Origin of the sequence: Escherichia sp. E10V5 (genome assembly GCF_004212315.1) — a bacterium.
Classification (GTDB): Bacteria; Pseudomonadota; Gammaproteobacteria; order Enterobacterales; family Enterobacteriaceae; genus Escherichia.
In genome coordinates, this window is sequence record NZ_RHJM01000006.1 from 85,740 (window position 1) to 101,636 (window position 15,897).

General features: G+C 47.5%; 15 protein-coding genes. 5 read left to right on the plus strand and 10 right to left on the minus strand.

Annotated elements, in window-relative coordinates:
- Positions 1 to 79 precede the first annotated feature (79 nt).
- Positions 80 to 1,306: a peptidase T gene (gene pepT / locus D9738_RS05095; protein WP_130205583.1), complete on the plus strand. Its 1,227-nt coding sequence runs from the start codon at positions 80 to 82 to the stop codon at positions 1,304 to 1,306.
- 48 nt (positions 1,307 to 1,354) lie between these two features.
- Here the strand turns inward: pepT and roxA are convergent, their stop codons facing one another.
- The 8 genes from roxA to rluE all read right to left on the minus strand — a co-directional run bounded on the left by roxA (position 1,355) and on the right by rluE (position 9,181).
- Complete coding sequence (roxA, locus tag D9738_RS05100) at positions 1,355 to 2,476, minus strand: [50S ribosomal protein L16]-arginine 3-hydroxylase (RefSeq protein WP_130205585.1); 1,122 nt, start codon at positions 2,474 to 2,476, stop codon at positions 1,355 to 1,357.
- 75 nt (positions 2,477 to 2,551) lie between these two features.
- On the minus strand, positions 2,552 to 4,012 hold the full coding sequence (gene phoQ / locus D9738_RS05105) for a two-component system sensor histidine kinase PhoQ (RefSeq protein WP_130259682.1): 1,461 nt from the start codon (positions 4,010 to 4,012) through the stop codon (positions 2,552 to 2,554).
- Positions 4,012 to 4,683 (minus strand): two-component system response regulator PhoP, encoded by a 672-nt coding sequence (phoP, locus tag D9738_RS05110; protein WP_130205589.1) that lies wholly within the window; start codon positions 4,681 to 4,683, stop codon positions 4,012 to 4,014. Before phoP ends, phoQ begins: the two co-directional genes overlap by 1 nt.
- Positions 4,684 to 4,845: 162 nt before the next feature.
- A complete protein-coding gene (purB, locus tag D9738_RS05115; RefSeq protein WP_130259683.1) occupies positions 4,846 to 6,216 on the minus strand; it encodes an adenylosuccinate lyase in 1,371 nt (456 codons plus the stop codon).
- 3 nt (positions 6,217 to 6,219) lie between these two features.
- Positions 6,220 to 6,861, minus strand: a complete 642-nt coding sequence (gene hflD, locus D9738_RS05120; RefSeq protein WP_001297479.1) for a high frequency lysogenization protein HflD — start codon at positions 6,859 to 6,861, stop codon at positions 6,220 to 6,222.
- Positions 6,862 to 6,896: 35 nt separating this feature from the next.
- Positions 6,897 to 8,003: a tRNA 2-thiouridine(34) synthase MnmA gene (gene mnmA / locus D9738_RS05125; RefSeq protein WP_001353282.1), complete on the minus strand. Its 1,107-nt coding sequence runs from the start codon at positions 8,001 to 8,003 to the stop codon at positions 6,897 to 6,899.
- A 53-nt stretch (positions 8,004 to 8,056) separates the two neighbouring features.
- Entirely contained in the window at positions 8,057 to 8,518 is a 462-nt protein-coding gene (gene nudJ, locus D9738_RS05130) for a phosphatase NudJ (protein ID WP_130205593.1), read from the minus strand.
- A gap of 9 nt (positions 8,519 to 8,527) precedes the next feature.
- Complete coding sequence (gene rluE / locus D9738_RS05135) at positions 8,528 to 9,181, minus strand: 23S rRNA pseudouridine(2457) synthase RluE (RefSeq protein ID WP_130205595.1); 654 nt, start codon at positions 9,179 to 9,181, stop codon at positions 8,528 to 8,530.
- 171 nt (positions 9,182 to 9,352) lie between these two features.
- On the opposite strand from rluE, the gene icd reads away from it, so the two are divergent.
- Entirely contained in the window at positions 9,353 to 10,603 is a 1,251-nt protein-coding gene (icd, locus tag D9738_RS05140; RefSeq protein WP_000444487.1) for an NADP-dependent isocitrate dehydrogenase, read from the plus strand.
- 188 nt (positions 10,604 to 10,791) lie between these two features.
- Here icd and D9738_RS05145 read toward each other — a convergent pair whose 3' ends face one another.
- A complete protein-coding gene (locus D9738_RS05145) occupies positions 10,792 to 11,133 on the minus strand; it encodes a DHCW motif cupin fold protein (RefSeq protein WP_130259684.1) in 342 nt (113 codons plus the stop codon).
- 679 nt (positions 11,134 to 11,812) lie between these two features.
- On the opposite strand from D9738_RS05145, the gene D9738_RS05150 reads away from it, so the two are divergent.
- Entirely contained in the window at positions 11,813 to 12,529 is a 717-nt protein-coding gene (locus tag D9738_RS05150) for a YebC/PmpR family DNA-binding transcriptional regulator (protein WP_130259685.1), read from the plus strand.
- A gap of 405 nt (positions 12,530 to 12,934) precedes the next feature.
- Here the strand turns inward: D9738_RS05150 and D9738_RS05155 are convergent, their stop codons facing one another.
- Positions 12,935 to 13,264 (minus strand): YkgJ family cysteine cluster protein, encoded by a 330-nt coding sequence (locus D9738_RS05155; protein WP_130205601.1) that lies wholly within the window; start codon positions 13,262 to 13,264, stop codon positions 12,935 to 12,937.
- A gap of 454 nt (positions 13,265 to 13,718) precedes the next feature.
- On the opposite strand from D9738_RS05155, the gene D9738_RS05160 reads away from it, so the two are divergent.
- Complete coding sequence (locus tag D9738_RS05160) at positions 13,719 to 14,120, plus strand: DUF302 domain-containing protein (RefSeq protein ID WP_130205603.1); 402 nt, start codon at positions 13,719 to 13,721, stop codon at positions 14,118 to 14,120.
- Between the two features lie 253 nt (positions 14,121 to 14,373).
- A complete protein-coding gene (locus tag D9738_RS05165; protein ID WP_130205605.1) occupies positions 14,374 to 15,897 on the plus strand; it encodes a cyclic diguanylate phosphodiesterase in 1,524 nt (507 codons plus the stop codon).

Here is a 15,897-nt window from a genome sequence, read left to right on the forward strand (position 1 = left end):
AGGGGTAAAAGTGACCTGACGCAATATTTGTCTTTTCCTGCTTCTTAATAATGTTGTCACGAAAAGTGAGGGTGACTACATGGATAAACTACTTGAGCGTTTTTTGAACTACGTGTCTCTCGATACCCAATCAAAAGCGGGGGTGAGACAAGTTCCCAGCACGGAAGGCCAGTGGAAATTATTGCATCTGCTGAAAGATCAGCTGGAAGAAATGGGTCTTATCAATGTGACCTTAAGTGAGAAAGGAACGTTGATGGCGACGCTACCGGCTAACGTTCCTGGCGATATTCCGGCGATTGGCTTTATTTCTCATGTGGATACCTCACCGGATTGCAGCGGTAAAAATGTGAATCCGCAGATTGTTGAAAACTATCGTGGCGGCGACATTGCGTTGGGCGTCGGCGACGAAGTCCTGTCACCGGTCATGTTCCCGGTACTGCATCAACTGCTGGGACAGACGCTGATCACCACTGACGGTAAAACATTGTTGGGTGCTGACGACAAAGCAGGTATTGCAGAAATCATGACCGCGCTGGCGGTATTGCAGCAGAAAAATATTCCGCATGGCGATATTCGTGTTGCCTTTACGCCAGATGAAGAAGTGGGCAAAGGGGCGAAACATTTTGATGTTGAAGCCTTTGATGCCCGCTGGGCTTACACCGTAGATGGTGGTGGCGTAGGTGAACTGGAGTTTGAAAACTTCAACGCTGCTTCGGTGAATATCAAAATCGTCGGCAACAATGTTCACCCAGGTACGGCAAAAGGTGTGATGGTGAATGCGCTGTCGCTGGCGGCACGCATTCATGCGGAAGTACCGGCAGATGAAAGCCCGGAAGCCACGGAAGGTTATGAAGGCTTCTATCACCTGACAAGCATGAAAGGCACTGTTGAGCGCGCCGATATGCACTACATCATCCGTGATTTCGACCGTAAACAGTTTGAAGCGCGTAAACGTAAAATGATGGAAATTGCCAAGAAAGTGGGCAAAGGGTTACACCCGGATTGCTACATTGAACTGGTGATTGAAGACAGTTACTACAACATGCGCGAGAAAGTCGTTGAGCATCCGCATATTCTTGATATTGCCCAGCAGGCGATGCGCGATTGCGATATTGAACCAGACCTGAAACCGATCCGTGGTGGTACTGACGGTGCGCAGTTGTCGTTTATGGGATTACCGTGTCCGAATCTGTTTACCGGCGGTTATAACTATCATGGTAAACATGAGTTTGTCACTCTGGAAGGAATGGAAAAAGCGGTGCAAGTGATTGTGCGTATTGCCGAGTTAACGGCGAAACGGAAGTAAGCGAAATTGGATGCGGCATATGATGCCGCATCCGGCTTCAATTCAAATTTACCCTTCGAAGAACCAATACCCGCTATTGACCAGCGCCGCGAGCATCGCGAGGAATGACGGATCTTCCAGTGCGTCGCCAAAATTCTCGGCGGTCAGTGCAATGTTGCTGGCGAGTGCCTCCAGCGCCGGACGGTGCGGGGAATCAATTTTCTCACCATTAGCATAAACATCGTCGCCAATGCGCAAGACGCGCAGACCACCCAGACGCACCAGTACATCACCTTGTTTCAGCGCGTCGTAGATTTCATCCGGTTGATACGGTGGCTCTGGCGGAGCGATATCCAGTTCATGACGCGACTGCGAAATAAACTCGCCAAACCACTGCTTAAAGTGTTCTGGCTGGTTGATCAACTCAAGCATCATCTCACGCAGTTTATCCATCTCCTGCGGCAGAACGTCTGCCGGATGATCGCGAGGAGGGACATCCGGATCGCTGTAGTAATTACCGCCCAGCTCACGTTGCAGCACGTAATCGGCAAATCCGCTGATCAGTTCCCGCGTATTCGGCGCACGAAAACCAACGGAATAGTTCATCGCATTTTCCAGCGCGTAGCCTTCGTGCGGGAACCCTGGCGGAATATAAAGAATATCGCCTGGCTCCAGCTCTTCATCAATAATCGCTTCAAACGGATCAACCTGTAACAGATCCGGGTGAGGGCAGTGCTGCCTCATGTGCAGTTTTTCACCTACCCGCCAGCGACGGCGACCTGTACCCTGAATAATAAATACATCGTACTGATCGAGATGCGGACCGACGCCGCCGCCAGGCACGGAAAACGAGATCATCAGGTCGTCAATGCGCCAGTCCGGTAATTCACGGAACGGACGCATCAGCGCGGCGGCCGGTTCATGCCAGTGATCAACCGCCTGGACCAGCAATGACCAGTTGGTTTCGCCCAGATGGTCGTAGCTTTCGAATGGCCCGTGACTGACCTGCCATTTGCCATCCTGATGACTGACCAGCCGACTGTCGACTTCACTTTCCATCGCCAGGCCCGCCAGCTCGTCGGGAGAAATAGGGTCAATAAAATTATTAAAGCCGCGTTTTAGCACCACGGGACGTTTCTGCCAGTGGCGTTCAAGAAAATCGGGCCAATTAAGGGTGAGTTGGTATTCCATGTTAAGCGTCCATAGGCGGGTATCTGCAACCGATTATAACGGATGCATACTGTAATGCGCGAACAAAGGACATATTTATTCATCTTTCGACAAGGAATGCTGGCGACCAAAAATCACCTCCATTCGCGCACCGCCGAGCATGCTCTCTCCGGCGATGATTCTTCCGTCGTACTGTTCAGTAATTTCACGAGCGACCGCCAGCCCCACGCCTTGCCCGGGGCGTAAGGTATCAACACGCTGACCACGGTCGAAAATCACCTCACGCTTGCTTTGCGGGATCCCCGGTCCATCATCTTCGACCACGATGTAGAGATGTTTGTCAGTTTGCCTTGCGGAGATTTCGACAAATTCGAGACAATACTTACAGGCGTTATCCAGTACATTGCCCATTACCTCAACAAAATCGTTCTGCTCACCGACAAAGCTAATTTCTGGCGAGATATCGAGGGAAATATTGACGCCTTTACGCTGATAAACTTTATTCAGTGCCGATGTGAGATTGTCCAACAACGGGGCCACTGGATGTAGTTCGCGGCTAAGTAATGTCCCTCCACGCATACTGGCTCGGTGTAGGTAGTAACCAATTTGTTGCGAGATACGGCTAATTTGTTCCAGCATCACCGGTTCCGCCTCACTGACGTTCATCTTTTCACTTCGCAAAGAACGTAGCGTACTTTGTAGCACCGCCAGAGGCGTTTTCAGGCTGTGAGTCAGGTCAGTGAGCGTAGTGCGGTATTTGTCGTAACGCTCACGCTCGCTTTTTAAAAGTCGGTTCAGGTTACCCACCAGGCTGGTCAGTTCTCTCGTTGTTGTAGGGTTGAGCAGTTCACGGTGGTGTTCTTCCAGTTCGCGGACTTCTCGCGCCAGGGCTTCAATAGGGCGTAAGCTCCACCAAGCGGCGATCCACAGTAACGGGATCACTAACAACAGGTTGGCCAGGAGTACATAGAGAAACCAGCTCCATACCGTATAGGAACTTTTAAGCTCTACGGGAATGGTATCGACCACCACAATGGTGAGTTTTGGCATTCGCGCCGTTGCCGGATAGACATTAACGGCTACCGAGTGGGTCATTTCTGCATCGTCGTCGTCTTCCCGAACTTCCTGCAACTGCTGCTGAATAGAGAGATCGTTACTCAGTAGCAGGCTGGTATCGTTCACGTCAGCCTCTATTTCGTGAAAACCATTGGATTTCAGCCAGTCAGGCTGGATCATTTTCATCAGCCAGGGAACGTCACGCTGCGCCCACAATAGTTTGCCGTTCTCGTCATAAATCAGAGACATCGTGGGACTTTGCTTGTCAATATTTTCCGGCAGTTCAACGTGTAGCTTATTGTTTTCCCATTTCGCCAGTGTATAGAATAAATTGCTCTCGCCGCGTAACAGACGAAACGTCGTTTTATCGAAACTAACGCTATAACCGATCAGGGCAACCATACCGTAGGAAAGTGAAAGCACTAGTACTACCGCGGCCGTCGCCAACAGAAAACGTACCCGCAGCGAGAGCGGGAAAAAAACACGCAGTAATTTTTTCATCAGCGCAATTCGAAAAGATAACCCTGGCCGCGAACGGTGGTAATCACCTCGTGCGGGTATTGCGCCTGAATTTTTTTGCGCAGCCTGCCCATCAGAACATCAATGGTGTGACTTTCCCGCAGTTCGGCATCCGGGTAGAGCTGTAACATCAATGAATCTTTACTGACCACTTTGCCGTTGTTACGGATCAAGGTTTCCATAATGGTGTATTCAAATGCGGTCAGTTTGATGACTTCGTCACTAATGGATAATTCGCGACGGGAGAGATCAACCTGAAACGGCGGCAGTGAAATAACCTGTGAAGCCAGGCCGCTATTACGCCGCATTAATGCCTGCATTCGAGCCATCACTTCTTCAATATGAAAGGGTTTAGTCACGTAATCGTCAGCACCGGCGCTTAATACTTCAACTTTGTCCTGCCAGCTTTCACGGGCGGTTAAAACCAGAATTGGCAGTGAAACATCATTACTACGCCAGCGACGGATCAGCGACAAACCATCTTCGTCAGGCAAACCGAGATCGACAATCGCAATATCCGGTAAATGTTCGTTGAGATAATAATCGGCTTCTTTGGCATCTTCTGCGTCATCGACCTGATGACCCGCGTCCTGAATCTGAACTTTAAGATGGTGACGTAACAACGCATTGTCTTCGACAACCAGTACGCGCATTTTTATTTCTCCCTGTCTTAATTATAAAAATAGTGTAACGCGATTATGTGGTTGTGGGGGTAAACATTAAATAAACCAGTGGGGAAGGGAGGTGTAAATAGAAAAGCGGATTATCTTTATAAACAGGCCGGACGGCATCACCATCCGGCACTGATACGAGGCTTATTTCAGCTCATCAACCATAGTGATGGCACGACCAATATAGTTAGCCGGCGTCATCGCTTTCAGGCGTGCTTTTTCATCTTCTGGCAGCGCCAGACCGTCGATAAATTGCTTCATGCCTTCGGCGTCAACGCGTTTACCGCGAGTCAGCTCTTTCAGCTTCTCGTATGGCTTCTCAATCCCGTAACGGCGCATTACCGTCTGGATCGGTTCAGCCAACACTTCCCAGTTGTGATCCAGTTCATCCAGCAGATGATCACGGTTCACTTCCAGTTTGCTCACACCTTTCAGGGTGGACTGGTAAGCAATCAGCGCATAACCGATACCCACGCCGAGGTTACGCAGCACGGTGGAGTCGGTCAGGTCACGCTGCCAGCGGGAAACCGGCAGTTTGCTTGCCAGGTGCTGCAATACCGCGTTGGAAAGCCCCAGATTGCCTTCGGAGTTTTCGAAGTCGATCGGGTTAACTTTATGCGGCATGGTGGAAGAACCAATCTCACCAGCAATGGTTTTTTGTTTGAAGTGGTTAAGGGCGATATAACCCCAGACGTCACGGTCGAAGTCGATCAGAATGGTGTTAAAGCGCGCAACGCAATCAAACAGCTCGGCGATGTAGTCGTGCGGTTCGATTTGGGTAGTGTACGGGTTCCACTGAATACCCAGCGAGGTGACGAACTCTTCGCTGAACTGATGCCAGTCAACTTCCGGGTAAGCGGCGATGTGGGCGTTATAGTTACCGACCGCGCCGTTGATTTTGCCGAGGATCTCCACCTGGTTAAGCTGGCGGTACTGGCGCTCCATACGGTAGGCGACGTTAGCCATCTCTTTACCGATGGTTGACGGTGTGGCTGGCTGACCGTGGGTACGGGACAGCAGCGGGATATCGCGATACTGAACGGCGAGATCTTTAATGCCGTCAATCAGTTGACGCCAGTATGGCAGGATCACTTCATCACGCGCAGTTTTCAGCATCAACGCGTGGGAGAGGTTATTGATATCTTCCGAAGTACAGGCAAAGTGAATGAATTCAGAAACCGCGTGCAGTTCCGGGATCTCCGCCACTTTTTCTTTCAGGAAATACTCAACCGCTTTAACGTCGTGGTTAGTGGTACGCTCGATGGTTTTGATTCGCGATGCATCTTCTTCACTGAAATTAGCGACGATTGCATCAAGGTAACCGATTGCGTCGGCAGCAAAAGCAGGAACTTCCTTGATCGCTGCGTGCGCGGCCAGTTTTTGCAGCCAACGTACTTCAACTTGTACACGGAATTTCAGCAAACCGTATTCGCTGAAAATCCCGCGCAGCGCGCTGACTTTATCGCCGTAGCGTCCATCGACAGGGGAAACGGCGGTCAGTGAGGATAATTCCATAGATCACAACTCCGGGGTTAAATGAGCAAGAATTTGTTTTGCCTGAGTGGTCAGGCGATTACGAGAAAACATCAGTTGCAGACGTCCGCCGCCGACCTGGTGCCAGAGCACGGCGGCGCGAATGCCTGCCAGCAGGGTTGCGCGAACTTTCGCCTGCACCTGTGGGCTTTGCAGTACGGCAGGGGAGCCGGTGACCTGAATGCGCGGGCCAAGCGGGCTTATCACATCAACATAGATGGCGGCCATCGCGCTCATCAGCGTTTCGGACTGTAAATCGAAGTGTTCGAGTTGGCGTTGCAGGCCGTTGATCCGGTTGCCCAGAGTGTCGAGCGCACCTTTCGCTGAGGAAAGTTTGCGCTCAAGCACCATCAGGCTTAGCGTGTAGCGGGTTAGCTCAGCGTTTAAGCCCTGACGACTGCTGGCATTGAGCACGCCGAGCAGGGTTTCCAGCCCGACGCGCAGGTTGGCTTCACTGCCGCCAAAAACCGCCAGCGTCGAGCTGGGGTTCATATCAATAATACTGTTGAGTGAGACGTGTAGCGCATCGGCATCACAATGCCCCTGGTGAGCGAGTTGTTGCACCAGGCGTGCCGACTGACAAATACCGGCCAGGGCGAGGGTGATGTCATAGTAATTCTTTGCCACGTTCACTGCTTCCTTGTTGTAATTAAAGACAATAATCAGACCGGCAGCGGTAGACGCTGCTCAATGATACCGCCACCGAGGCACACTTCACCGTTATAGAAGACGGCAGACTGGCCCGGCGTCACGGCGGCAACTGGCTCATCGAAAATCACTTCAATGCGATCGTCGTCCAGCGCCTTGACGGTGCACGGAATGTCGGTCTGGCGATAGCGGGTTTTTACCGTGCAACGCATAGTGCCGGTGAACGGTTCGCGATCGACCCAGTGTAGCTGCTGGGCAATCAGACCGACAGACATCAGACGCGGGTGTTCATGGCCCTGCGCAACAATCAGAATGTTGTTTTCGACGTCTTTATCGACCACATACCACGGTTCTTCGGTGCCTTCTTTAGTGCCACCGATACCCAGACCTTTACGCTGACCGAGGGTGTGATACATCAGCCCCTGGTGCTCACCAATTTCATCGCCATCGACGGTAATGATTTTGCCCGGTTGCGCCGGGAGATAACGGCCCAGGAACTCGCGGAATTTACGTTCGCCAATGAAGCAAATGCCGGTAGAGTCTTTTTTCTTCGCGGTGACCAGACCAAGATCTTCAGCAATCTTACGCACCTGCGGTTTTTCCAGTTCGCCGACCGGGAACAGGCTTTGCGCAATTTGCTCATGGCTGAGCGTATAAAGGAAGTAGCTCTGGTCTTTATTGCTGTCCAGACCACGCAGCAGGCGGCTCTTGCCATCGACATCTGCCCGACGAACGTAATGACCGGTAGCGATATAATCGGCACCTAAATCTTCGGCGGCAAATTCGAGGAAGGCTTTAAATTTGATCTCTTTGTTGCACAGAATATCCGGATTCGGCGTGCGACCGGCTTTATATTCGGCAAGGAACAGTTCGAAGACGTTGTCCCAGTATTCGGCAGCAAAGTTGACGGTGTGCAGTTCAATGCCGAGCTTATCGCAGACCGCCTGGGCATCAGCCAGATCCGCTGCCGCTGTGCAATATTCCTCACCGTCGTCTTCTTCCCAGTTCTTCATAAACAGGCCTTCGACCTGATATCCCTGTTGTTGCAACAGCCAGGCAGAAACGGAGGAATCGACACCGCCGGACATGCCGACGATCACTTTTTTTGCGGTTTCAGACATTGGATTACTCACGACATTGAACTTCAAGGCGGCGTATTCTATCACGCAGCCTTTTAGATGACACCCTTTGTAAAAGGCCAGTTAAAATCGCCAATCATCTCCAGCGGATAGCGTTGCCCGCTTTGATAACAACGAATACTTTCCGCCACCAGTGGCGAACGTAGATTTGACGCCTGTAAAATTTCTTCGGCGCTGACCCAACGGCAGCAGTCTATATCGCTGTCATGAGGCTGGGTCGGGCATATTTGCTCAAGTTCAATGGCAAACAGGAAACGCAAAAACGGCGTTTTATCTGGCGCAATCCACTGATGCATGCGGATAAAGTGTTGCGGTCGCGCGCTGATGCCGGTTTCTTCCCACAGCTCACGCGCAGCTGCTTCTACTAGCGTCTCATCCGCCTCCAGATGTCCCGCCGGTTGGTTCCATAACGCTTTACCGTTAATCGTCTCTTCAACAACTAAAAATTTGTCCTCTGCGTGTACCACGCAGGCGACGGTAACGTGCGGTTTAAACATTGTGCATCCTTATTCTGTTGCTTCTCGCCATTCGCCGTTAGCGAGATTATCCAGTGTGTAATTGCCCATGGCATAGCGAATCAGTCGCAGCGTAGGGAAACCGACATGGGCGGTCATGCGGCGCACCTGGCGATTACGTCCTTCATATAAAGTAATCTTCAGCCAGCTGGTGGGAATACTTTTACGTTCACGAATTGGCGGATTACGTGGCCATAACCACTCTGGTTCTTCAACCAGCTCCACGCCTGCGGGCAGGGTAGGACCATCATTTAAGGTTACGCCATTGCGTAAGGCTTCAAGAGCGTCTTGTGTGGGAATGCCTTCCACCTGCACATAATAGATTTTCCCGGTGCGTTTGCCCGGCTGAGTTAAACGAGCCTGTAGTGCACCATTATTGGTCAGCACCAATAACCCTTCGCTATCGCGGTCGAGACGACCCGCCGCATAAACACCCTGAACCGGGATGAATTCTTTTAATGTTTTGCGCCCAGCTTCATCGGTGAACTGTGGCAGGACATCGTAAGGTTTATTAAACAGGATCACACGCGTGGGCTGGTTTTCTGGTTTGCGTTTGTTAGTGCGTTGCGAGCTGAATCGCTTAACCTGGTGATTTCTAAAAGAAGTTTTTTGCATGGTATTTTCAGAGATTATGAATTGCCGCATTATAGCCTAATAACGCGCATCTTTCATGACGGCAAACAATAGGGTAGTATTGACAAGCCAATTACAAATCATTAACAAAAAATTGCTCTAAAGCATCCGTATCGCAGGACGCAAACGCATATGCAACGTGGTGGCAGACGAGCAAACCAGTAGCGCTCGAAGGAGAGGTGAATGGAAAGTAAAGTAGTTGTTCCGGCACAAGGCAAGAAGATCACCCTGCAAAACGGCAAACTCAACGTTCCTGAAAATCCGATTATCCCTTACATTGAAGGTGATGGAATCGGTGTAGATGTAACCCCAGCCATGCTGAAAGTGGTCGACGCTGCAGTCGAGAAAGCCTATAAAGGCGAGCGTAAAATCTCCTGGATGGAAATTTACACCGGTGAAAAATCCACACAGGTTTATGGTCAGGATGTGTGGCTGCCTGCTGAAACCCTTGATCTGATTCGTGAATATCGCGTTGCTATTAAAGGCCCGCTGACCACTCCGGTTGGTGGCGGTATTCGTTCTCTCAACGTTGCCCTGCGCCAGGAACTTGATCTCTACATCTGCCTGCGTCCGGTACGTTACTATCAGGGCACCCCAAGCCCGGTTAAACACCCTGAACTGACCGATATGGTTATCTTCCGTGAAAACTCGGAAGACATTTATGCAGGTATCGAATGGAAAGCAGACTCTGCCGACGCTGAGAAAGTAATTAAATTCCTGCGTGAAGAGATGGGCGTGAAGAAAATTCGCTTCCCGGAACATTGTGGTATCGGTATTAAGCCATGTTCTGAAGAAGGCACCAAACGTCTGGTTCGTGCAGCGATCGAATACGCAATTGCTAACGATCGTGACTCCGTGACCCTGGTGCACAAAGGCAACATCATGAAGTTCACCGAAGGCGCGTTTAAAGACTGGGGCTACCAGTTGGCGCGTGAAGAGTTTGGCGGTGAACTGATTGACGGTGGCCCGTGGCTGAAAGTTAAAAACCCGAATACCGGCAAAGAGATCGTCATTAAAGACGTGATTGCTGATGCATTCCTGCAACAGATCCTGCTGCGTCCGGCTGAATACGACGTAATCGCCTGTATGAACCTGAACGGTGACTACATTTCTGACGCCCTGGCAGCGCAGGTTGGCGGTATCGGTATCGCCCCTGGCGCAAACATCGGTGACGAATGCGCCCTGTTTGAAGCCACCCACGGTACTGCGCCGAAATATGCCGGTCAGGACAAAGTTAACCCAGGCTCTATCATCCTCTCCGCTGAGATGATGCTGCGCCATATGGGCTGGACTGAAGCCGCAGACCTGATTGTTAAAGGTATGGAAGGCGCAATCAACGCGAAAACCGTAACCTATGACTTCGAACGTCTGATGGAAGGCGCTAAGCTGCTGAAATGTTCAGAGTTTGGTGATGCGATCATCAAGAACATGTAATTCGGTAATTTATTAAATCCATTAACGGGAGCGTAACGCTCCCGTTATTTTTGTCAGGATGCTAACGGTTATCAAAATAAGTTATCAAAACCCCCAGGTAGTTGGGGGATGGTCAGATGGTTGTTCTACTGCCAGGTTCCAATTCTGTGCCAGAATCGGATGTCGCAATCGCAACAACGACGAATCCTTTAGTCCACAATAAAGAGTTTTGCTCCTGTCTCTGTTCTGGACTGATGTGGCTCTGCGTTATCACCAACCTGATAACTCATCCCCGCAGTTAAAGTGAATTTGCGGCCATCTGCGAGCAGTGTTTCGAGTTCTCCCTCTATGCATAAAAGGATATGACCTTTACTGCACCAATGATCCGCCAGGTAACCTGGGGTATATTCAACCATTCGCACACGGATTTGGTTCGGCTTGTGACCAAAAAATTGTGTGCGCCAGTAGGCCATGCCTGTTTCCCCGGGATGTTCTGTTTTTTCGACTTCACCCCAGTTGGTGGTGCCAAAAGCAAATGCTTCGATATTCATTTTATGGCCTTTCGTTGTTAAGAAAGAGTGCTTGAGCACAGGTTGGAATGAATTAACATAAGAAAAAATAATTTATATATCAACACATTATTTTTCATATGTAGTAACGAAGTTGAACCTGATTTAAGGTATATATTCATTTGGAGTGCTACATTAGTGAAGATCGGCGGGTGTCGGTAACGTCCGCTTTTCGCTCATAGCTCAACCGTAATCATTAAAAGTTCCTCTTAATCGTTGGTGAAAAGAAACGTTATTTTGATATAAGTGATAGTAAAAAAACTTCCTAAAATGAAGGATAATATCAATTATATCAAATGGTTGGGAAAGGGTTGATTTCAATTAATAAAAGAACAATTAAATGAAATTTATCATTAAATATCAGTTGATTAAGAATGGATTTGTTTTAAAAACGGTTTCCAGATGATTAGTCGGGATTATCACATTGTTTTTGCCTTATGTATTATTATAGCGTTTCAATTATTAAGAACAAAAATCTAAAACTAAATCAGAAAAATAATCTGGTAACATTTTTAAATAATGGAAAATTAAAGTGCTGCTATATGTTTATCTTATTTCTAATTCTCATAGACGAAATTTTTCATGTTATGATATAATATGACGAAAATCGCAGGTTATCAACCTGTTATTGATGTAAATAAATTTCGAGGAGATTATTCCAGTGGGACGTAAATGGGCCAATATCGTAGCTAAAAAAACGGCTAAAGACGGGGCAACGTCTAAAGTATATGCAAAATTCGGTGTGGAAATCTATGCTGCGGCTAAACAAGGTGAACCAGACCCAGAATTAAACACTTCTTTAAAGTTCGTTATTGAACGCGCGAAGCAGGCGCAAGTTCCAAAACACGTTATTGATAAAGCTATTGATAAAGCCAAAGGTGGCGGAGACGAAACGTTCGTACAAGGACGTTATGAAGGCTTTGGACCCAGTGGTTCAATGATTATCGCTGAAACGTTGACTTCAAACGTTAACCGTACGATTGCTAACGTTCGTACAATTTTCAATAAAAAAGGCGGGAATATCGGAGCAGCTGGTTCTGTCAGCTATATGTTTGACAATACTGGCGTGATTGTATTTGAAGGAACTGACCCTGACCGTATTTTTGAAATTTTGCTTGAAGCTGAAGTGGATGTCCGTGATGTGACCGAAGAAGAAGGAAACATAGTTATTTATACTGAGCCTACAGACCTTCATAAAGGAATTGCAGCTCTAAAAGCAGCTGGAATTACTGAGTTCTCAACAACAGAATTAGAAATGATTGCTCAATCAGAAGTTGAGCTTTCACCAGAAGATTTAGAAATCTTTGAAGGACTTATTGATGCCCTCGAAGATGACGACGATGTTCAAAAAGTATATCATAACGTTGCAAATCTCTAATTATAAATTAAAGAAATCTGTCTTTATGGCAGATTTCTTATTCTTAAAGAATGTTTAAAAGCATATAAAAAGACTCTCATCTAAAAAATAAGACTAATCGAAATTACTGATTTTAACTATCTCATGATTAACGGCAAAGGATCATTCGATGGGTGGGAATTGCGCGAAAAACATAATGGTTTACAGTCGAAATATCAGAATGTAATGCCTGTTGATTGTTACGTAAAATATCAAGAATGATCATCAAGAACTGAATTTTTAAAATGGCAGTTTTCACCAAAATGTTGCCCGGTACCAGGAACATATGGCATTGTATTCTTGATACTCGGGCAATGGGCATGTTACATCAGAATATAATCATGGATACGCAGTTTTATAGCGCCCATTAAAAATGAAAAGTGCTTTTTAAATTGGAGGCAGCCCATATTTTGCTCGGGCGCGATTACATGCCTCATTAATCTTCCCATCCTCGCCAGACATGGCGAATTCTCGACATGTCGATGAGCGATTCTTGTATATGGTGCAACATGCGTTTTTTCCAGGCGTTCCTGCCAGGGCAACACAACGGGGATCCTTCTGGTTAGTACCGCTCATACATCGATGGTAAGGGGATATTTGCTCAGTAAGATGAGCCGGGATAGTGCCGCCTGCATCATCTGCTTCGGCCCAGTAAAAAGAGACGCGGAAAAATGCACAACAGGCACCACACGCCAGGCATGGATTCAGATTGCTCATAATTCACCAGTACTACTATATACATCACAATACATCATAACAAAAAATGCAGACACGCCCTGTAAAGATGCGTGTCTGTGACCGGCTGGCGAATTTTCTATAGTCAACTACTGAATGATCACCAGCTGTTATTAATTTTACATATCCACTGAGATATAACCAGATAGTCAAAATATAAACAGAGTAAATTAATCTTTACAATTTGTAACTACAGGGTTTAGGAAGGGAGTGCTTTATGGAATCAGAGTCTACATTATCTTGTTAGCATAGGATGATTTTATAAACATAGTGGATATTGCGATTGTTTTAATTCTGGTTGATTAAAGGAACTCATCAGAAAATGTTATTTTTCTGATGTTAAAAAATATGAGCAAACTCAGGTTTTAATATTTTGTATTTATATTATGGTTGTCTCATCGTTCACATTGATTATGGTGTTAATGGTAAAAACGTTATGATTCAATTCAATAGTGCATTTGACTTCGAGCATACCAGAACACGTCTTCTTAAGGCGGTATCAAATAATGGTCTGGTTTTATTTGGCGAGTTTGACCACGCGAAAGCTGCCAGTAATGCAGGTCTTGTAATGCCGCCAACGACTGTTCTGGTATTTGGTAATCCTGAAAAGGGAACGCCTTTGATGTTGGAACATCCAGACCTCGCTCTGGATTTACCTTTCAGGGTACTCCTTCGCCAGTTGCCCGGAGGTCAGGTCAACGTTAGATTTCATTCGGCAGAAGAATTGAAATGTTATGGACTTGACTCAACGGCGATACAAACGCTGAAAAAGCTGGAATTGCTGGTACAGAAATGCATTCAACCTATTGATTCACATATGTATAAAGGCGAAGGTTAAAGCTAAACAGAAACGTGCTCAACCTATATTTTTGTTCCCGAATTATTACCCCATGCCTCTTGTCTGCTTAAAGACCCATTGATCAGCGCGAACATTAGTTTTTCATCAGTCATTGAAAGACTTGCGGCATGTTGGGCAAAATTTCATCTGATGCGTGGATATTTCTGATTCTCTCGACCATGCTCTCTGTAGACGCCAGATTGAGCGAATGAATGTCAACCCCCTCTATTAACCTGTTGTCAGGGACACGCAGATGCGCAATACACTTATCCCTATCCTCGCTGCGGTTTGCCTGTTTATTACCGGCGTCTCTATTTTGAACATCCAGCTCTGGTATTCCGCAAAAGCGGAGAGCCTGGCAGGGGCGAGATATGCCGCAAACAATATCAATTATATACTTGAGGAAGCGTCACAGGCGATTCAAACGGTACGGGAAATAGCCAGAAAAGGGTGTGATCTGGATGAACAATATCAACTAGGTACAGAAGCAGCGCTCAAGCCACATCTGCGTACGATCATCATTCTCAAACAAGATGCGGTCTGGTGTACTTCACTGCCGGGGAACCGCGTACTGCTATCACGTATACCCGTGATTCCTGAAAGCAATTTACTGCTAGCTCCGGCAATCGATACTGTTAATAAAATGCCCATTTTGCTTTATCAGAATCAGTTCGCAGATACCCGAGTTTTGGTGACTATTAGCGATCAACATATTCGTGGCGCGCTCAATGTGCCGTTGAAGGGGGCGAAATATACTTTACTCGTTGGCGGTAGCATTATTGGCCCGTCGGGAGATGTGACAGCTCTCAATGGTAAAAATCATTTTTCTGGGCGAGTCAGTTCCACAAAATATCATTTCAGTATTATTTATAACCAGCCGCCTCTATTTAGCTTTAGCAGACTTATCGATAAAGGTCTGGGGATTTTGATATTCATTTTGTTGATTTCCTGCGCCGTTGTCTTCCTGCTTGATAAATATTTCAACAAAAGCGCGACACCGGAAGAGATCCTGCGGCGGGCAATACATAACGGTGAAATTGTGCCTTTTTATCAACCAGTGGTAAATGGGCTGGAAGGGACGTTACGCGGCGTGGAAGTCCTTGCCCGCTGGAAACACCCTCGGGGAGGATATATCTCTCCTGCGGCTTTCATTCCTCTTGCTGAAAAATCAGGGTTGATAGTTCCGCTCACCCAAAGTTTGATGAGCCAGGTCGCCAAACAAATGAATGCGATCGAAAGTAAACTGCCAGAAGGTTTTCACGTTGGGATAAATTTCAGCGCCTCGCATATTATTTCGCCGACATTTGTTGAAGAATGCCTGAAATACAAGGACAGCTTCACGCGCCGTGATTTGAATCTCGTGCTTGAAGTCACTGAGCGTGAGCCTTTGCATGTTGATGAAAGTCTGGTCCAGCGACTAAACATTTTGCATGAAAATGGTTTTGTCATCGCACTGGATGATTTTGGTACTGGATACTCGGGGCTTTCTTATCTCCATGATCTACATATTGATTATATTAAGATTGATCACAGCTTCGTCGGGCGGGTCAACGCAGATCCAGATTCCACCCGGATCCTAGACTGCGTGCTGGATCTGGCGCGCAAACTTTCTATCAGTATTGTCGCTGAAGGTGTTGAGACGAAGGAGCAGCTCGATTACCTGAACCAAAACAACATCACGTTCCAACAGGGATACTATTTCTATAAACCAGTGACATATATTGAGCTGGTCAAAATTATTCTCTCAAAACCGAAGGTGAAAGTGGTGGTTGAGTGA